Below are 18,572 nucleotides of genomic sequence, written 5' to 3' on the forward strand. Positions count from 1 at the left end.
CGGCGCGGTGGTGGTCCGGCGTCCCCGGCCGGTCCGGCCGCGGAATACATCGGTGCGGCGGGGTGTCGGTGAGAACGATCACGGTGGCCCGGCCCGGCCACCACCGCTCAGGGCCCGGGCCCCGGCCCGGCGGTGTGCCCGCCACTCCCGAGTCGAGGAGACCAGCCGATGACGTACGCGACGACACCCGACGGGACCCGGATCGCCTACCAGCTCCGGGGCGAGGGGCCGGTGCTGGTGCTGCTGGCGGGCCAGGCCAACAACCACCACTGGTGGGACGCGGTCCGCGCCGATTTCCACCCCGCCCGCAGCACCCTCACCCTCGACTACCGCGGCACCGGCGACAGCGACAAGCCCGACACCCCCCACAGCACCGAACTCTTCGCCGAGGACGTCGTCGCCGTCCTCGACCACCTCGGCATCGACCGGGCCGACGTCTACGGCACCTCCATGGGGGGCCGGGTGGCCCAGCAACTCGCCGCCCGCCACCCGCACCGGGTCGGCGCCCTCGTCCTGGGGTGCACCTCACCCGGCGGCCCGCACGGCGTCGAACGCGGCGACGACGTCCGCCGGGCCCTGGCCGGGCCTCCGGAAGCCGCGCGGCAGGCCCTGCTGGAGCTGATGTACACCCCGCGCTGGCTCGCCGGCCACCCCGGCCCCCACCACACCCTGGGCGACCCCGGCATGCCGGCCCACTCCCGGCGCCGCCACCGCGCGGCGAGCGACCGGCACGACGCCTGGGAGCTGCTGCCCCGCATCGGCGCACCCACCCTGGTCCTGCACGGCACCGACGACCGGCTCAACCCCACGGCCAACGCCGCGCTGCTCGCCGACCGCATTCCCGGTGCCCGGCTCCACCTGATCCCCGGCGCGCGCCACGCCTACTTCGAGGAGGCCCGCGACCACGCCGGCCCCCTCGTCCTGGACTTCCTCACCACCGCCACCCCGCACCGGCCGTAGCGGTGCGGTCCGGGCCGCCCGTCCATCACGCGCCGCCCGCCGGCCCGCCTGCGACGGGGCCGCCCGTGAAGCATCCTGCCCGTGACGGGCCCCGCCCGTGACCCGCCGGCCGGTGGTGCGGCGTCAGGCGACCGGCGGGGGGCGGGGAGGCGGCGGGGACCGAGCCGGCGGGCCGGCCGACCGGCACCCCCGGCGCGACGGCGGCCGCGGCGGCGTCGCCGCGGCGCAGCCGGAACCAGTAGAAGCCGTGGCCGGCGAGCGTCAGCAGGTACGGCAGCTCCCCGATGGCGGGGAAGCGGACCTGGCCGATCAGCTCCACCGGGTGGCGCCCGGCGTAGGTCCGCAGGTCCAGCTCGGTGGGCTGGGCGAAGCGGGAGAAGTTGTTGACGCACAGCACCACGTCGTCCGGCCCGCCGTCGGTGCCCGGGGTCTCCCGCAGGAACGCCAGCACCGCCGGGTTGCTCGACGGCAGCTCGGTGTAGCTGCCCAGCCCGAACGCCGGGTTCTGCTTGCGGATCTCGATCATGCGGCGGGTCCAGTGCAGCAGCGACGAGGGGCTGCTCATCGCCGCTTCCACATTGGTGACCTGATAGCCGTGAACCGGGTCCATGATGGTCGGCAGGTACAGCCGGCCCGGGTCGCAGGAGGAGAAGCCGGCGTTGCGGTCTGGTGTCCACTGCATCGGGGTGCGCACCGCGTCCCGGTCGCCCAGCCAGATGTTGTCGCCCATGCCGATCTCGTCGCCGTAGTAGAGGATCGGCGAGCCGGGCAGCGACAGCAGCAGCGCGGTGAACAGCTCGATCTGGTTGCGGTCGTTGTCCAGCAGCGGGGCCAGCCGGCGCCGGATGCCGATGTTGGCGCGCATCCGCGGGTCCTTGGCGTACTCCGCGTACATGTAGTCGCGCTCCTCGTCGGTGACCATCTCCAGGGTCAGCTCGTCGTGGTTGCGCAGGAAGATCCCCCACTGGCAGCCGGACGGGATGGCCGGCGTCTTGGCGAGGATCTCCGAGACCGGGTAGCGCGACTCCCGGCGCACCGCCATGAAGATCCGCGGCATCACCGGGAAGTGGAACGCCATGTGGCACTCGTCGCCGCCGGACTCGAAGTCGCCGAAGTAGTCGACCACGTCCTCCGGCCACTGGTTGGCCTCCGCCAGCAGCACGGTGTCCGGGTAGTGGGCGTCGATCTCGGCCCGGACCCGCTTGAGCATCTCGTGGGTGCGCGGCAGGTTCTCGCAGTCGGTGCCCTCCTCGGCGTACAGGTAGGGCACGGCGTCCAGCCGGAAGCCGTCGATGCCCAGGTCCAGCCAGAAGCGCAGCGCCGCCAGGACCTCCTCCTGCACCGCCGGGTTCTCGAAGTTCAGGTCCGGCTGGTGCGAGAAGAAACGATGCCAGTAGTACTGCTTGCGCACCGGGTCGAAGGTCCAGTTGGAGGTCTCGGTGTCCACGAAGATGATGCGGGCGTCCGGGTAGCCGGTGTCGTCGTCGGCCCACACGTAGTAGTCGCCGTACGGACCGTCGGGGTCGCGCCGCGACTCCTGGAACCACGGGTGCTGGTCACTGGTGTGGTTCATGACGAAGTCGATGATCACCCGCATGCCGCGCTGGTGGGCGGCGTCCACGAACTCCACGAAGTCCGCGAGGTCGCCGAACTCGGGGAGCACCGCGGTGTAGTCGGAGACGTCGTAGCCGCCGTCCCGCAGCGGGGAGGCGAAGAACGGCGGCAGCCACAGGCAGTCCACCCCCAGCCACTGGAGGTAGTCCAGCCTCGCCGTGAGGCCCTTGAGGTCGCCGACGCCGTCGCCGTTGCTGTCCTGGAAGGAGCGCACCAGCACTTCGTAGAAGACGGCTCGCTTGAACCACTCCGGATCCCGGTCCTTGGCCGGGGTGTCCTCGAACTTGTCCGGGACGGGCTCGTTGACGCTCATGTGGTGGGTGACCCTCCGATCGGTGAGGACGGTCGCAGCGACAGCACGTGCGCCGGAGCCGGCTCCCGGCCGGGGTCCAGCCGCACGTAGTTGTCCCTGCCCCAGTGGTAGGTCTCCCCGGTGAGCTCGTCGCGCACGGGGAAGGACTCGTCCCAGTCCAGGCCGAGTTCTGGCATGTCCAACGACACCGTGGACTCCTGGGTGTGGTGCGGGTCCAGGTTGACCACGGTGAGCACGCAGTCCCCGCGGGGCCCGGACGCGCGCCGGGAGTAGACGATGACCGCGTCGTTGTCGGCGTGGTGGAAGTGCAGCCCGCGCAGCCGGCGGAGCGATGGGTGGCGCCGCCGCACCCGGTTCAGCAGGGTGATCAGCGGGGCGATGGTGCGGCCCTCCCGCTCCGCCGCCGCCCAGTCACGCGGCCGCAACTGGTACTTCTCCGAGTCGAGGTACTCCTCGCTCCCCGGCCGCAGCGGGGTGTTCTCGCACAGCTCGTACCCCGCGTACACGCCCCAGGAGGGGGAGAGGGTGGCGGCCAGTACGGCCCGCGCCTCGAACGCCGGGCGGCCGCCCTCCTGCAGCAGGGCGGGGAGGATGTCCGGCGTGTTGACGAAGAAGTTGGGCCGCATGTACGAGGCGGCCTCCCCGGTCAGTTCCCGCAGGTAGTCGGTGAGCTCCCGCTTGGTGTTACGCCAGGTGAAGTAGGTGTACGACTGCTGGAACCCGATCGCGGCGAGGGTGTGCATCATGGCGGGCCGGGTGAACGCCTCGGCCAGGAAGATCACGTCCGGGTCGGTGCGGTTGATGTCGCCGATGACCTTCTCCCAGAACACCACCGGCTTGGTGTGCGGGTTGTCCACCCGGAAGATCCGCACCCCCCGGCCCATCCAGAACCGCAGCACCCGCTCGGTCTCCCGGACGATGCCGGGGAAGTCCGCGTCGAAGGCGAGGGGGTAGATGTCCTGGTACTTCTTCGGCGGGTTCTCGGCGTACGCGATCGAGCCGTCCGCCCGGTGGTGGAACCACTCCGGGTGGGCGGTGACCCAAGGGTGGTCCGGGGAGCACTGGAGCGCGAAGTCCAGTGCCACCTCCATCCGCAGCGCGCGGGCCCGGGCCACGAAGTGGTCGAAGTCCGCCAGGGTGCCCAGGTCCGGGTGGACCGCGTCGTGCCCGCCCGCCGCGGAACCGATCGCCCACGGCACCCCCACGTCGTGCGGCCCGGCGGTCAGCGCGTTGTTGGGACCCTTGCGGCAGGTGGTGCCGATGGGGTGGACCGGCGGCAGGTACACCACGTCGAAGCCCATCGCGGCGATGGCCGGCAGCCGCTCCGCGGCGGTCCGGAAGGTGCCGCTCACCGGCCGCCGGCCCTCCTCCACCACCGCCCCCTCCGAGCGGGGGAACAGCTCGTACCACGAGCCGAACAGCGCCCGCTCCCGCTCCACGCGCAGCGGCAGCGCGCGGGAGGCGGTGACCAGCTCGCGCAGCGGGTGCCGGTCCAGGGCCGCCACCACGTCCGGGGCGAGCGCCGCCGCCAGCCGCGCGGCCGCCGGCCGCCGCCCGTCGCGCAGCGCGTCCACGGCGCGCAGCACCGCCTCCCGGCCGTCGCTCTTGGGCACCCCGGCGGCGGCCCGCTCGTGGAGCCGGGCCCCCTCCTCCAGCACCAGGGCGGTGTCGGCACCGGCCGGGACCTTCACCCCGGCGTGCCGCCGCCAGGTGGCCACCGGGTCGCTCCACGCCTCCACGGTGTAGGTCCAGTGCCCCTCGGTGGTCGGCGTGACGTCCGCGCCCCACCGGTCGGTGCCGGGGACCAGCTCCCGCATCGGGGTCCACGGTCCGGACCGCCCCGACGGGTCGCGGAGCACGACGTTGGCCCCGACCAGCTCATGGCCTTCGCGGAAGACGGTGGCGCTGACCTGGAAGGTCTCGCCCACCACCGCCTTGGCGGGGCGGCGTCCGCAGTCGATGAGCGGGCGGATGTCCAGGACGGGGATGCGTCCGATCATGGGATCACCTGACGGCGTCGCGGGTTTACGGTGGTTTGAAGGCGTTTGTCCTTTCTATCTGCTCGGCTGTCCGGGGCCGCCGCGGGCCTCACCGTCCGTGTCCGCGTTCACTCAGGTGGCCGGACCGGGTGGGCCGGCCGAGTTCCGGGCCATGCGGTGGCCGCCTGGCGGCGGGACGCGCCGGGGCGTGCGGTGGTCGCCTGGCGGCGAGGCCCCGCGGGGGTGGGCGGTGTCGCGGACGCGCGCCCGGCGTGTGGGGTGGGCCGTCCGGCCGGTGGGGCCCCCGCCGGGGTACGGCGGGGTGTTGCGGTGCCGGCCGGGGCGTGCGGTGTCCGCCGGCTGGTGGGTGAGTGGCGGGACGTGCCGGGGCGCGCGTACCGGCCCGGGGCATGGGTCGGGCCCGGCGCCTGCGGTGCCCGCCGGGCGGCGGGGCCCCGCCGAACCCCGCGGCACCGCTCGCCCCACGCACCCCGGCGGGGCCGGTGCGTGCGGTGCCGTGTCGGACGCCCGGACCGGCTCCGGGGCGCGCGGTGCCGGCCGAGGCGTGCGTACCGGCCCGGGGTGAGGGCGAGCCCCCGGGGGCCGGGCCGTCAGGGCGTCTCGGCGCGGACCGCGTCCACCAGCAGCCGGGCGGTCCGGTTCCCCGGGGCGACCAGCCGGGTCCGGGTGAGGGCGAAGGACATGCCCCGGTCCCGGTCGGCGAAGGCGATGCTGCCCCCGCTGCCGTGGTGCCCGAAGCAGGTGACCTCGCCCGCCGTCTCCGGCAGGCCGAGGAAGTAGCCGAGTCCCTTGGTGTAGTGGCCCAGCAGCATCCGGTCCCGTCCCGTCACGGCCGGCTCGGCGGCCCGCGCCGTCCACTCGGGGGAGAGCAGCCGCACCCCGTCCACCTCACCGATCAGCGCCGCGTACAGGCGGGCCGCCGCCCGCGCGGTGGTGGTCCCGCAGGCGGGCAGGTCGGCGACGAGGTACTCGGGCCGGTTGGCGAGGTCGGCGGTGGTCCACAGGCGTGGGTTGGGCACCACCAGCGCGCGGAACGGCGCGTCCGGCGGCAGGTCCGCCAGCCACGCCGCCCAGCCGCCCTCCACCAGCGGCGCGGTCCGGTCGGCGTGGGAGGCGGGCAGCCCGAAGAAGAGTTCGTCGGCGATGCCGAGCGGCTCGGTGAGGTACCGGCGCAGCGCCTGTGAGGGGGTCAGCCCGGTGGCCCGGCGCACCGTCTCGCCCAGCAGCCAGCCGAAGGTCCAGCCGTGGTAACCGCTGGCGGTGCCCGGCTCCCACCGCGGCTCCAGACCGGCGACCACGGCGCACATGGTGTCCCAGTCGCACAGCTCGGCGCGGGTGAGGCGGTCCGGCAGGTGCGGCACCCCGGCGGTGTGGGTCAGCACCTGGCGTACGGTGATCCGCTCCTTGCCGTGCGCGGCGAACTCCGGCCACAGCTCGGCGATCGGGGTGTCGTGGTCCAGCAGTCCGCGCTCGGCCAGCACGTGGACCAGGGTGGCGGTGAACCCCTTGCCCACGGAGAAGCTGTGCACCAGGGTGTCCGGGCCGAACGGCCGGTCGTGGCCCGGGCCGACCGGTCCCGCGGCGGCCTCGACCACCGGCTCTCCGCCGAGGTGGACCGCCACCTGGAGCCCGTCCTCCGCGCCCGACTCCACCAGCCGGGTCAGCAGCGCGCCGACCCGCTCCCGCATCCCGTCGCCCGTCCGGTGATCCATCCCGGCATCATGACCCGCCTCCCCGCCCGGCCCGCCGACCGACACGGCGGTGTCGGTGCGGCCCCGACCGGTGGAAAGAGGCGCCCGGCGCGACCGCCGTCCCACGGCCGGTACGGCGGGAGCGGGCGGCGAGCGGCGCCGGGGAGGACGGGATACGGCGGAGTGCGTGCGGGGGGGAGACGACCGGTGCCCGGGGCGCGGACGGTGAGGTCCGTGCCCCGGGCACCGGAGGTGGTACGCGCCGGCGTGGCGGGCGGCGGCTGCGGCGCCGCGGCCCGCCCGCCCGGGTCACTTCACGTTGATCGCGGCCCAGGCGTTGTTGACCGCCTTGTACTCGGTGCTGTTCTCACCGTGCAGCGCCTTGGCCGCCTTCAGCGTCGCGGTGCGGGCCTGGGCGTAGTTGGTGGTGGACGTCATGTAGGACGTCAGCGCCTTGTACCAGATCTTCACCGCCTTGTCCCGGCCGATGCCCTTGACGGTCCGGCCGTCCACGGTCGGGCTGTTGTAGGTCACCCCGTTGATGACCTTCCGCCCGCTGCCCTCGGCGAGCAGGTAGAAGAAGTGGTTGGCCGGGCCCGACGTGAAGTGCGGGTCGTCGGCGCCGATGCCGCGCTTCCAGTAGTCGTAGGACAGGCCGTCCTTGGAGGGCTTGTCCATGTAGCGCAGCGGGGTGCCGTCGCCGTTGATGTCGATCTTCTCGCCGATGAGGTAGTCACCGACGTCCTTGGTGTTCTTGGCGTAGAACTCCACGGCGGAGCCGAAGATGTCCGAGGTGGCCTCGTTCAGGCCGCCGGACTCACCGCTGTAGTTGAGCCGGGCGGTGGCCGAGGTCAGCCCGTGGCTCATCTCGTGCGCGGCCACGTCCAGCGAGGTCAGCGGGTTGCGGTTGCCCTCGCCGTCGCCGTAGGTCATGCAGAAGCAGTCGTCGTCCCAGAAGGCGTTGACGTACTCGTTGCCGAAGTGCACCCGGGACGGGGCGGCCTTGCCGTTGTTCTTGATGCCGTTGCGGCCCAGGACCTTCTTGTAGTAGTCCCAGGTCTGCGCGGCGCCGTAGTGGGCGTCCACGGCGGCGGTCTGGCCGTTGGCCGGCGAGCCGTTGCCCCAGACGTTGTCGGCGTCGTAGTAACGCCACTTGGGCACGTCGAGGTAGTCCTCCTCGCTGCCCTTGTTCTTCAGGTTGTAGGTGACGTGGCCGCCCCGGGAGGCGTCCTTGAGGACGTAATGGCTGCCGCTCTTCTCGGTGGTCAGCGGCACCTTGCCGCTGTACTCGCTGTTCCCGGTGCCGGTGGCGTTGACCACCGCCTGGAACTCGTAGAGCTTCTTGCCGGTGTCGGCGTCGGTGATGACGTGCAGCCGGGACGGCGTGCCGTCCTCCTGGAAGCCGCCGACGACCGTCTCGTAGGCCAGCACCGGCTTGCCGGTGGCGGCCCAGATCACCTTGCGCGGCGCCTTGTCGGCGTCGGCCTGCTCGCCGCCCGCGGCCTTGGCGGCGCGCAGCGCGGTCTTCTCGGCACCGGCCGCGGAGGCGGCGGCCACGGTGTCGGGGACCGTGATGGCCGCGGTGGTGGCCTTGGTGACGTCCTCGGTCCGGCCGTCCGCGGCGCGCTGCACGACCAGGTCGCCGCCGAGCACCGGAAGGCCGTCGTAGGTGCGCTCGTAGCGCGTGTGGGTGGTGCCGTCCGCGTCCTTGACGACGTCACGGACGACGAGCCGCTCCTTGGCGCCCAGCCGCAGCGACTTCGCGGTGGCGGCGGTACGGGCGTCGGCGGTGCGGATCAGCTCGGCGCGCTGCGAGGCGGAGAGCTTGACGGCGCCGGCGCCGGTCGGGGCGGCGGAGGCCGCGGGGGCCGCGCCGGCGGTGCCGGTGGCCGCGGCGGCGGCGATCAGCGCGGCCGTCACGGTCGCCGCGGAGGCGGCGAGGACGGTGCGGCGGTGTCTCGGACCGGATATGGAACCCGAAGGCACTCAGGACTCCCTGGCGTTGTGGGGAGTTGGGCGGCGGCGACGCGCCCCCAACGAAACAAAGGGTGCGGCTGGGCCGCATGAGGCCAGACACTGCCATCAAACACACGTTCATGTCACGGGCGATATTTTCGAATCGGCCGGGATCGTCTGGTAAAGAGACCCTCAAATCCGCGAAAAGCCGACGAGCGACGCCCGGAAGGGAACATTCCAGGCATCGCTCGCGGTACCCCGGGCTCCGGCTGCCACCCGGCTGCCACCCGGCTGCCACCCGGCTGCCACCCGGCTGCCACCCGGCTGCCACCCGGCTGCCACCCGGCGGTCACCGCCCGCGCGGACGTGGCCCCTCGGCGCGGACGTGGCCCGCCCGGCGCCGGGTGCGGGACCCGGCGCCGGGCGCGACCCGGTGCCGGGGCGGCGGCCGGAAACGCGTGCAGACGCCGCCCGTGGTCCGGCGGTCCGGGGGTGTTCCCTCCGGACGGCCGGTACCTCACCGCGGGCGGCGCCTGGTATGCGGAGGTCAGCCGGGTGGCCGACGCTTCCGGTGGTGCGTCAGAAGGTCAGCTTCCAGCTGTTGATGTAGCCGGAGTCGGTCGTGTAGATGTCCTGGACCCGCAGCTTCCAGGTGCCGGACGCGGCCTCCGCGGAGGCGTTGACGGTGTACGTGGTGCGCACGTTGTCCGCCGAGTCCGAGGCGCTGGAGTTCTTCAGCCGGTAGCTGGTCCCGTCCGGCGCGACCAGGTCGATCACCAGGTCACCCCGGTAGGTGTGCACGATGTCCACGCCCACCTGGAGGTTGCTGGGGGCGTTGCCCGCCCGGCTGACGGTGATCGGCGAGGTGACCGCCGCTCCGCCGTCGGGGATCTGGACGTCGGTGGTGTTCTCGAAGACGTTGCCGCCGCTGGTGTTGACCGTCCAGCGGAACGACGCGGTGCTGGTGCGGCCCGCCGAGTCGGTCACCGTGACCGTCACGTCGCTGGTGCCGGTGGTGGTCGGGGTGCCGGAGACCAGGCCGGTCGAGGAGTTGATCGTCAGGCCGGCCGGCAGCCCGGTGGCCGAGTAGCTCAGCGCGCCGGGGTTGCTGCTGGTGGCCTGGATCTGGAGGCTCACCGCCTGGTTCACGATGCTGGTCTGGTCACCGGGCGGGGTCACCGTCACCCCGTCGGCGATCCGGGAGCCGACGTTCACCCCGGCCCAGGCGTTGGCCACGTTGTTGTACGTGGCGCTGCCCACGCCGAACAGCTCGCCCGCCGCCCACAGCGTGGCGTCACGGGCGCCCGCGTAGTTGGTGTTGGACGTCATCTTCTGGGTGAGCGCCTTGAACCAGATCTTCTCGGCGTTGGCCCGGCCGATGCCGGTGACCGGCAGCCCGTCGGAGGTGGGGCTGTTGTAGGTCACCCCGTTGATGACCTTCTGGCCGCTGCCCTCGGAGGCGAGGTAGAACCAGTGGTTCGCCACGCCCGAGGAGTAGTGGACGTCGATGCCGCCGATGCCGGAGTACCAGCTGTCCTTGGACGAGCCGTCCTTGGAGGGCTTGTCCATGTAGCGCAGCGGCGTGCCGTCGCCGTTGATGTCGATCTTCTCGCCGATGAGGTAGTCGCCGACGTCCTGGCTGTTGCCGGCGTTGAACTCCACCGCGGCGGCGAAGATGTCGGAGGTCGCCTCGTTGAGGCCGCCGGACTCGCCGCTGTAGACCAGCTTGGCGGTGACCGAGGTGACGCCGTGCGTCATCTCGTGCGCGGCCACGTCGATCGAGGTGAGCGGCTTGGCGTTGCCCGAGCCGTCGCCGTAGGTCATGCAGAAGCAGGAGTCCTGCCAGAAGGCGTTGACGTAGTTGTTGCCGTAGTGGACGCGCGAGTACGCCCCCACGCCGTCGCCCCGGATGCCCGACCGGCCGTGCACGTTCTTGTAGTAGTCCCAGGTCAGCGCGGCGCCGTAGTGGGCGTCCACACCGGCGGTCTGGGCGTTGGAGGAGGTGCCGTCGCCCCACACGTCGTCCGCGTCGGTGAACAGCGTGCCGGTGCCGGAGGTGCCCCGGTTGAGGTTGTACGTCTTGTGGCTGCCCCGGTTGGTGTCGGTCAGCGAGTACGAACCGGAGCTGCCCGCGGTGCCGAGGGTGACCTGGCCGCTGTACTGGCTGTTGCCGGTGCCGGTGTGCACGGCCTGGTACTCGAAGAGCTTCTCACCGGTGGTGGCGTCGGTGATCACGTGCAGCTCGTTGGGGGTGCCGTCGTGCTGGAGCCCGCCGACGACGGTCTCCCAGGCGAGGGTCGGGGTGCCCTCGGCCGCCCAGATCACCTTCCGCGGCGCCCGCTCGGCCGCGGTCTTCTTCGAGCCCTCCGCCGCGGCGGCCTTCAGCGCGGCCCGCTCGGCGGTCTCCGGGGTGACGGCGGCGGTGGTGGAGGACACCTTCAGCCGGGTCTTCGTCGCCTTGGCCACGGTCTCGACCGAGCCGCCGGGCGTCTCCTGGACGATCAGGTCGCCGCCGAGCACCGGGAGCCCGTCGTAGGTCCGCTCGTAGCGGGTGTGCGTGGTGCCGTCGGCGTCCCGGGTGACGTCCCGGACGACCAGCTTCTCCTTGGCCCCGAGCTGCAGCGTCCGGGCGGTCTCGGCCTTGGTGGCGTTGGCCTGGCGGAGCAGTTCGGCGCGCTCCGCGGGGCTGAGCTTGACCGGCAGCGCGCCGGTCCTGGCCTTGGCGACGACCGTACCGGGGGCCGACGACGGCCCGTCCGGACGGGCGGTGGCGGAACCTGTCTGCAGGCCGACGGCGAGCATGGCCGTCACGGCGACCAGCGCGCCGGTCGCGACGGTACGCCGATGGGGGGTGGGTCTCACACTGTCTCCTTCTGCGGGGCCGCGCGGGTCACACGGCGACCGGGTCGACCGGGCGGTCGGTTCACCGTCCGGGCACAGCGAGGCAGAGCACGGTGCGGCTCGGGCACGGTGGCCCGAGGCGGGGGGAGGGGCGCGGTACCGGGTGGCACCGGCGTGGGAGAGCCTCCCGGAAGCCGGCGGACTGCGTGTGTGGGGGTGCCGCTTCCCGGTTGCCGGAAGCGTGCCACCAGTGCCATGTACGTGTCAGGACTGCGACCGGAAGTTGGCTGGAATATGTCCGTTGATGGACATGCCGTGTTCGTATTGCGGAGCCGTGGAATCTGCCGGCGGCCGGGCCCGCGCCGGTGGTGGCGCCCGTACGATGCGGCCATGACCGACACCGCTGCGCCGCTGGCCGAGCCGCCGCACACGCTGAGCGACCCGCGTGAGCTGCTCGATGCCTACCTCGACTACTACCGGGCCGTGGTGCTCCGGAAGCTGGACGGCCTCTCGGAAACCGAATCACGCCACAGCCGGCTGCCGTCCGGCTGGTCGCCCGTCGAACTGCTGGCGCATCTGACGTGGGTCGAACGCCGTTGGTTCCGTTGGGGGTTCGCCGCCGAGCCACTGACCAACCCCTGGGGTGACCGCGGCCCCGACGACCGTTGGCACGTCCCCGCCTCCGACACCCTCGCCTCGCTCACCGCCCGCTTCGAGGAGACCTGCGCCCGCTCCCGCGAACTGGTCGCCGGGGTGCCCGGGGACCGGCGCGCGGCGGTCGGCGGCCGGTTCACCACCGAGGCCGAGGCGCCCTCGCTGAACTGGATCCTCTTCCACGTCCTCCAGGAGTACGCCCGCCACGCCGGCCAGCTGGACGTGGTCCGGGAGCTGGCCGACGGGCAGATCGGCGAGGTGTAGGCGCCTCCGTCCGCGGCGTCCCGGTCCCGCGGCCCCCGGTCCCGCGGGCGGGCGGACAACGGGGACGGCCGGGTCCGGCGTGCGGTCCGGGCGGGCCACCGTCCGGTCAGGCCGGTGCGGCGACCCGGCGGGTGAGGAAGTCCCCGATCAGGTCCGCGATCGGCGCGGCGTGGGTCTCCAGCGCGAAGTGCCCGGTCGGCAGCAGGTGGACCTCGGCCTCCGGCAGGTCGCGCCGGAAGGCGGTCGCCCCCTCCGGCACGAAGATCTCGTCGTGGGCGCCCCAGACCGCGAGCAGCGGCACCTGGCTGGAGCGGAAGTACTCCTGGAACGCCGGGTAGAGGCCGAGGTTGCTGCCGTAGTCGCCGATCAGCCGGAGCTGGACGGCGGACTGGCCGGGCCGGGACATCAGGGCGATGTCGTGGTGCCAGGCGTCCGGGCTGAGCAGGCTCTGGTCGGCCACCCCGTGGGTGTACTGCCAGCGGATGCTTTCCGGGGACTGGAACCCCCGTGCGACCTCCTCGTTCTCCGGTGAGGGGTCGGCGATGTAGGCGAGCACCGGCGCCCATGCCGCCTCGCCCAGGCCCTCGCGGTAGGCGTTGCCGTTCTGCGTGATGATCGCGGTCACCCGCTCCGGGTGCGCGAGCGCCAGCCGCAGCCCGATGGGTGCCCCGTAGTCCTGGACGTAGAGCGCGAACCGGGTCAGCCCCAGCGCCTCGGTGAACCCGGCGGTCAGCTCGGCGAGCCGGGCGAAGGTGTAGGTGTCGTCGCCGTCCCGGGCCGGCGGTGCCGCGGAGTACCCGAAGCCGAGGTGGTCCGGGGCGATCAGCCGGAACCGGCCGGCCAGCAGCGGTATCAGGTCGCGGAACATGTGCGAGCTGGTCGGGAACCCGTGGAGGAGCAGGAGCACCGGGGCGTCCGGGTCCCCCGCCTCCCGGTAGAAGATCTCGTGCTCACCGACGGTGATGGTGCGGTGGTGGACCTGCTGGTGGACCTCGTGGCGTGGCGCATCGGCCATCGCTGAACCCCCGTGTGTGCGGTGAGTGGTTGGCACGCTCACTCAACCGCACGAGAATCTAACCTGTCAATGTTTGTTAGGGGGTTAAAAATGTCGGCCGCACCCGCCGTCCGGCGGATGCGGCCGTCCCGTGCGCGGGGCAGGTCCTGTCCGACGGCCCGTCCCGCCCCCGTCCCGTCCCGTCCGTGGACCGTGCCCGGTGTCCCGCCGCGGTGCGGCGGCGTGTCCGGTGGGGACGTGGCACGGTGCGCGCCCGGGTCAGGGCGGGGCCGGCCGGTCGGGCGACCGGCGCACGGTCACTCCGGCCAGGGGGAGTTCCGGGTGATCTCCACGAAGTCGCCCCGGGTGTAACCCGGCAGGAAGTGCTGGAGGACGTCGGCCTTCACGGTGCCGAACGCGGTCTCCGGCTTGGCGGCGATGCCGTCGGCGAACGACCGCAGGATGCGCTCCTTGAAGTCCGGGCGCGGGTGCAATGCGACGATCTCGGCCCGGTCCTCGTCCGGGATCTCGTCGAAGCCCAGACCCAGGACGTCGTACTCGACCCCGGCGGTCACCAGCGCCACCTCCGGCTCCATGAACTCCGGGACGCCCGGGGTGGTGTGCAGCGCGATGGCCGTCCACACCCGGCGGACGCTGTCCTCCGGGACCCCGTGGCTCTGCAGGAAGCGGCGCGCCTCGTCGGCGCCGTCCACCTCGAACCGGCGGCCGCTGTGGTGGAACTTCTCGCCCAGGCCCAGGTCGTGGAACATCGCGCCGATGTAGAGCAGCTCCGGGTCGTGGCTCAGGCCCCGGTGGCGGCCGCGCAGGCTGCCGAAGAAGTACACCCGGCGGGAGTGGTGGTAGATCAGCTCGTTCGTGGTGTCCCGGACCAGTTCGGTGGCCTCGGCGGCGATCCTGGTGTCCGGTACGGCGACGGACGCGGGGGCGTGGTGGGGCGGGACCGTCATGGTGGCTCCTCCTCGGTGTGCGGCACCCGCGCGCCCCGGTACGTGTCCCGGGGCGCACGCGGTACCTGCGGCCGGTCATGGCCTCGACGACAGGTACCGCACCGGCGCCGCCGGTGCCAGAGCGCCCGTCCGGCCGCGCCGGTGACGCGCCGGGCCGCTTCACCCGGTCGGCGCCGGCCGCGACGGACGATTCCCGGGCAGGCCGGCGGGCCGGCCCCGGACGGTCCACCGGGGCCGGGGCGGGCCCGGGTCAGACCAGGCTCTCCCGCCACGCCTTGTGCAGGTCCGCGAAGCGCCCGCGGCCGGCGACGAGTTCGGCCGGGGCGCCGTCCTCCACGATCCGGCCGTCGGCCATCACCAGCACCCGGTCGGCGATCTCCACCGTGGACAGCCGGTGGGCGATGACCACCGCGGTGCGCCCGCGCAGCACCGTGTGCATGGCCCGCTGCACCGCCTGCTCACCGGGGATGTCCAGCGAGGAGGTCGCCTCGTCGAGGATGAGCACCGAGGGGTCGGCGAGCAGCGCGCGGGCGAAGGCGACCAGCTGGCGCTGGCCGGCGGAGATCCGGCCGCCGCGCTTGCGCACATCGGTGTCGTACCCGTCGGGCAGGGCGGCGATGAAGTCGTGCGCCCCGATCGCCTTGGCGGCCCGCTCGATGTCGGCGCGGCTCGCGTCCGGCCGGCCGATGGCGATGTTCTCCGCCACCGTGCCGGAGAACAGGAACGCCTCCTGGGTCACCATCACCACCCCGCGCCGCAGCTCCGGGGTGGCCAGCTCGCGCAGGTCCACCCCGTCCAGCAGGACGCGGCCCCCGGTGGGGTCGTAGAACCGGGCCAGCAGCTTGGCCAGGGTGGACTTGCCCGCCCCGGTGGAGCCGACCACCGCGACCGTCTGCCCGGCGGTCAGGGTCAGCCGGAAGCGCGGCAGCACCTCGCCGCCGGTCCGGTACGCGAACCGGACGTCCTCGAAGACCACCTCCCGCCCCGGCCGGTCACCGGGCCGGGCGGGCAGCGGGCGCGGCTCGGCCGGCTCGGGGACCGAGGGCCGCTGCGCCAGCAGCCCGGCGATCTTCTCCAGCGAGGCGGCGGCCGACTGGTACGAGTTGAGGAACATGCCCAGCCGGTCGATCGGGTCGTACAGCCGCCGCAGGTAGAGCGCCGCCGCGGCCAGCACGCCCAGCGCCAGATCGCCCGAGGCCACCCGGTGGGCGCCCCACAGCACCATGGCGGCGAGCGCGGTGTTCGCCACCAGCCGTGACCCGACCACGTACCGGGCCATCTCCAGGATCGAGTCGCCGTTGACCCGTTCGTGGTGGCGGTTGAGCCGGTCGAACTCGGCGTCGTTGGCGCGTTCCCGGCGGAACGCCTGCACCGGGCGGATGCCGTTCATCGTCTCGGTGAACTTCACGATCACCGCGGCGACGGCGGAGGACCGCTTGCGGTAGACCCGCTGGGAGCGCCGGTCGAAGAGCCGGACGAGCAGGTACAGCGGCCAGAACGACAGCACCGCCGCGGCGCCGAGCCCCCAGTCCAGCCAGAGCAGCACGGCCGAGATGTAGACCACCGACAGCGCGACCGCCAGCAGCTCCTCCAGCCCGTCGTTGACCAGCTCCCGCAGCGCCTCCACGTCGGTGGTGGCCCGGGAGATCAGCCGGCCGGAGGTGTACTGCTCGTGGAAGTCCACGCTGAGCGCCTGCGCGTGCCGGAAGATCCGGCCGCGCAGATCGAGCAGCGCGTCCTGGCCGACCCGGGACCAGGCGCTGATGAACGCGAACTGGAGCGCCCCGGAGGCGGCCGCGCACCCCAGGTAGGCCACCCCCACCGCGATCAGCGGGCCGTTGTCGTCGCGGCGCAGCGCGGGCACCGCGTCGTCGATCGCGTACGCCACCAGCAGCGGGCCCGCCTGGACCGCCGCCTGCTGGAGCAGGAGCAGCACGGCGGCGAGCCAGAACGGGCGGCGCAGCGGCGCCAGCAGCGACCGCAGCAGGTCCCGGGCGGCACCGGGCGGGGCGGGCAGGGTGTCGCGGTCGAACGACTCCTGGCCGGCGGGCGGCACGGGCACCCCGGCGGCACCGGTGCCGGCCGGACTCCCGGCGGCGGGCGGCTGCCCGCTGGTGGAGGTGGTCATCGGTCGGCGTCCTCCTCGGGGTCGCGGAGCGGGCCGGACGGCGTGGCGGGCGCGGTGCCGTCCGGGGCCTCGGGCTGATGACCGGACATCAGCAGCCGGTACTCCGCGTTCTCCCGCAGCAGCTGCTGGTGGGTGCCCACGGCGGCGATCCGTCCGCCGGACAGCAGCGCCACCCGGTCGGCGAGCAGCACGGTGGACGGCCGGTGCGCCACGATCAGTGCGGTGGTGGACGCCAGCACCTCGCGCAGCGCGGCCTCCACCAGCGCCTCGGTGTGGACGTCCAGCGCGGACAGCGGGTCGTCGAGCACCAGGTAGCGGGGGCGGCCGACGACCGCCCGGGCGAGCGCCAGCCGCTGCCGCTGCCCGCCGGACAGGCTCAGCCCCTGCTCGCCGACCTGGGTGCCGGTCCCCTGCGGCAGGGTGTGCACGAACCCGGCCTGGGCCACGGCCAGGGCCCGCTCCAGGTCCTCGGGGCCCGCGCCCTCCGCGCCCATCAGCACGTTCTCCCCCGCGGTGGCGGAGAACAGGGTCGGCTCCTCGAACGCCACCGCCACCAGGGACCGCAGCTCGCCGCGGTCCAGGGAGGTGATGTCCCGGCCGTCCACGGTGATCCGGCCGGCGGTCACCTCGTGGAGCCGCGGCACCAGCGCGGTCAGCGTGGTCTTCCCCGACCCGGTCGCGCCGACCAGCGCCATCGACTCGCCGGGCCGGATGTGCAGGTCCACCCCGCGCAGCACGGGCGGTTCGTCGGGCGGGGCGTCGGCGTACCGGAACACCACCCCCTCGAAGCGGAGCCCGGCGGTACCGGCGGTGACCGCCGGGGGACCGGCGGGACGGGTGGTACCGGCGGTTGCCGCCGAGGAACCGGTGGCGCCGGCGGTGGGCGCGGCGGTGCCGGCGGTGGGCGCGGCGTCCGGGGAGACGGCGTCCGCGGTGCCGGCGGCGGTGATGGTGTCCGCGGCGTCCGCGGCGGGCGCGTCCATCACCTCGAAGTAGCGGTCGGTGGCCGTGGCCGAGTCCTGGCTGATCGCCAGCAGGAAGCCGATCGACTCCACCGGCCACCGCAGCGCCAGCGCCGTGGAGAGGAAGGCGACCAGGGTGCCCGCCGACAGGTCGCCGTCGGCCACCTGCACCGTGCCCAGCAGCAGCGCCGCACCGATCGCCAGCTCCGGCAGCGTCATGATCAGCGCCCAGAGGGTGGCCAGCAGCCCCGCCTTGCGCAGTTCCGTGGTGCGCAGCCGGCGGGAGAGCGTACGGAACGCGCGCTCCTGGCTGCGGTGCTGCCCGAACCCCTTGATGATGCGGATGCCGAGGACGCCCTCCTCGACCACCGTCGTCAGGTCCCCCGCCTGGTCCTGCGAGAGCCGGGCGGCCGCCGAGTAGCGGGACTCGAAGTACGAGCAGAGCACCACCAGCGGCACCACCGGGCACAGCAGCACCAGCCCCAGCTGCCACCGCTGGTCCAGCAGGATCGCGAAGCCCAGGATGATGGTGGCCCCGTTGACGACCAGGAAGGTCAGCGGGAAGGCGAGGAACGTCCGCAGCAGCATCAGGTCCGTGGTGGCCCGGGAGAGCAGCTGCCCGGACGGCCAGCGGTCGTGGAAGGAGACCGGCAGCCGTTGCAGGTGACGGTAGAGGTCGGCCCGCATGGTCGCCTCCACCCCCGCCAGCGGCCGCGCCACCAGCCACCGGCGGAACCCGAACAGCGCCGCCTCGGCGATCCCCAGCCCGAGCAGCAGCGCCCCGCCCAGCCACACCCCGCCCGGGTCGCGGTCCGCCACCGGGCCGTCCACCAGCCACTTCAGCACCAGCGGAATGAGCAGGCTCACGCTGGAGGCGACGATCGCCACCACCGCGGCGCCGAAGAGACGGACCCGCACCGGACGGACGTACGGCCACAGGCGCAGCAGGGAACGCACCACGGAGCGGCGTCGCGCCGGCTCCCCGGCGTCGCGCGTCCGGGGCTCCTTCGCGGCCGGCTCCCCGGCGGCCGGTGTCCCGGGCCCGCCCGCGGCCGGCTCCCCGGCGGGCCGGGCGACGGGGCTGCCGGTGGTGGGCGCGGCGGTGTCCTGGTGGGCTGGGGCGGTGTCAGACATCAGGGGTGAGACTACGGTTCGCAGCTGTCACCCTCACTCGGTTTTCCGGCCGCCCGGACCGGCGGGCGAGGGGGTGCCGCACCCCGGGCGCGT

General features: G+C 73.5%; 10 protein-coding genes and 1 pseudogene. 2 read left to right on the plus strand and 9 right to left on the minus strand.

Annotation, left to right across the window (positions count from 1 at the left end; translation table 11 throughout):
* Nucleotides 1-168 precede the first annotated feature (168 nt).
* Nucleotides 169-960, plus strand: a complete 792-nt coding sequence (locus tag IHE55_RS20935) for an alpha/beta fold hydrolase (RefSeq protein WP_197990420.1) — start codon at nucleotides 169-171, stop codon at nucleotides 958-960.
* A 211-nt stretch (nucleotides 961-1,171) separates the two neighbouring features.
* Here IHE55_RS20935 and treS read toward each other — a convergent pair.
* The 5 genes and pseudogenes from treS to IHE55_RS20960 form a co-directional block, all read right to left on the minus strand.
* Nucleotides 1,172-2,887, minus strand: a pseudogene (treS, locus tag IHE55_RS20940) (maltose alpha-D-glucosyltransferase); the annotation flags it as partial.
* On the minus strand, nucleotides 2,884-4,887 hold the full coding sequence (locus IHE55_RS20945; protein ID WP_197990421.1) for an alpha-1,4-glucan--maltose-1-phosphate maltosyltransferase: 2,004 nt from the start codon (nucleotides 4,885-4,887) through the stop codon (nucleotides 2,884-2,886). The pseudogene treS and the gene IHE55_RS20945, both read right to left, overlap by 4 nt.
* Nucleotides 4,888-5,477: 590 nt before the next feature.
* A complete protein-coding gene (locus IHE55_RS20950) occupies nucleotides 5,478-6,599 on the minus strand; it encodes a serine hydrolase domain-containing protein (protein WP_197990422.1) in 1,122 nt (373 codons plus the stop codon).
* A gap of 288 nt (nucleotides 6,600-6,887) precedes the next feature.
* Complete coding sequence (locus IHE55_RS20955) at nucleotides 6,888-8,564, minus strand: M4 family metallopeptidase (RefSeq protein WP_307826762.1); 1,677 nt, start codon at nucleotides 8,562-8,564, stop codon at nucleotides 6,888-6,890.
* 549 nt (nucleotides 8,565-9,113) lie between these two features.
* Entirely contained in the window at nucleotides 9,114-11,396 is a 2,283-nt protein-coding gene (locus tag IHE55_RS20960) for a M4 family metallopeptidase (protein WP_197990423.1), read from the minus strand.
* A 369-nt stretch (nucleotides 11,397-11,765) separates the two neighbouring features.
* On the opposite strand from IHE55_RS20960, the gene IHE55_RS20965 reads away from it, so the two are divergent.
* Entirely contained in the window at nucleotides 11,766-12,293 is a 528-nt protein-coding gene (locus IHE55_RS20965; RefSeq protein WP_197990424.1) for a DinB family protein, read from the plus strand.
* Nucleotides 12,294-12,399: 106 nt separating this feature from the next.
* Here IHE55_RS20965 and IHE55_RS20970 read toward each other — a convergent pair whose 3' ends face one another.
* The 4 genes from IHE55_RS20970 to IHE55_RS20985 all read right to left on the minus strand — a co-directional run bounded on the left by IHE55_RS20970 (nucleotide 12,400) and on the right by IHE55_RS20985 (nucleotide 18,479).
* A complete protein-coding gene (locus IHE55_RS20970; RefSeq protein ID WP_197990425.1) occupies nucleotides 12,400-13,308 on the minus strand; it encodes an alpha/beta fold hydrolase in 909 nt (302 codons plus the stop codon).
* A 296-nt stretch (nucleotides 13,309-13,604) separates the two neighbouring features.
* On the minus strand, nucleotides 13,605-14,255 hold the full coding sequence (locus IHE55_RS20975) for an HD domain-containing protein (protein ID WP_197990426.1): 651 nt from the start codon (nucleotides 14,253-14,255) through the stop codon (nucleotides 13,605-13,607).
* 250 nt (nucleotides 14,256-14,505) lie between these two features.
* Nucleotides 14,506-16,383 carry an ABC transporter ATP-binding protein gene (locus tag IHE55_RS20980; RefSeq protein ID WP_197990427.1) on the minus strand — a complete coding sequence of 626 codons (1,878 nt, stop codon included), beginning with the start codon at nucleotides 16,381-16,383 and terminating at the stop codon, nucleotides 14,506-14,508.
* Nucleotides 16,380-18,479: an ABC transporter ATP-binding protein gene (locus IHE55_RS20985; RefSeq protein ID WP_197990428.1), complete on the minus strand. Its 2,100-nt coding sequence runs from the start codon at nucleotides 18,477-18,479 to the stop codon at nucleotides 16,380-16,382. The genes IHE55_RS20980 and IHE55_RS20985 overlap by 4 nt, the downstream gene beginning before the upstream one ends.
* Between the last annotated feature and the right edge of the window lie 93 nt (nucleotides 18,480-18,572).

The organism is Streptomyces pactum, assembly GCF_016031615.1.
Lineage (GTDB): Bacteria > Actinomycetota > Actinomycetes > Streptomycetales > Streptomycetaceae > Streptomyces > Streptomyces pactus.

What these genes read in the sequence shown, in the direction of transcription:
- IHE55_RS20935 (WP_197990420.1), top strand. Translation starts at nt 169, where the DNA reads ATGACGTACGCGACGACACCCGACGGGACCCGGATCGCCTACCAGCTC.
- IHE55_RS20945 (WP_197990421.1), bottom strand. Translation starts at nt 4,887, where the DNA reads ATGATCGGACGCATCCCCGTCCTGGACATCCGCCCGCTCATCGACTGC.
- IHE55_RS20950 (WP_197990422.1), bottom strand. Translation starts at nt 6,599, where the DNA reads ATGGATCACCGGACGGGCGACGGGATGCGGGAGCGGGTCGGCGCGCTG.
- IHE55_RS20965 (WP_197990424.1), top strand. Translation starts at nt 11,766, where the DNA reads ATGACCGACACCGCTGCGCCGCTGGCCGAGCCGCCGCACACGCTGAGC.
- IHE55_RS20970 (WP_197990425.1), bottom strand. Translation starts at nt 13,308, where the DNA reads ATGGCCGATGCGCCACGCCACGAGGTCCACCAGCAGGTCCACCACCGC.
- IHE55_RS20975 (WP_197990426.1), bottom strand. Translation starts at nt 14,255, where the DNA reads ATGACGGTCCCGCCCCACCACGCCCCCGCGTCCGTCGCCGTACCGGAC.
- IHE55_RS20980 (WP_197990427.1), bottom strand. Translation starts at nt 16,383, where the DNA reads ATGACCACCTCCACCAGCGGGCAGCCGCCCGCCGCCGGGAGTCCGGCC.
- IHE55_RS20985 (WP_197990428.1), bottom strand. Translation starts at nt 18,479, where the DNA reads ATGTCTGACACCGCCCCAGCCCACCAGGACACCGCCGCGCCCACCACC.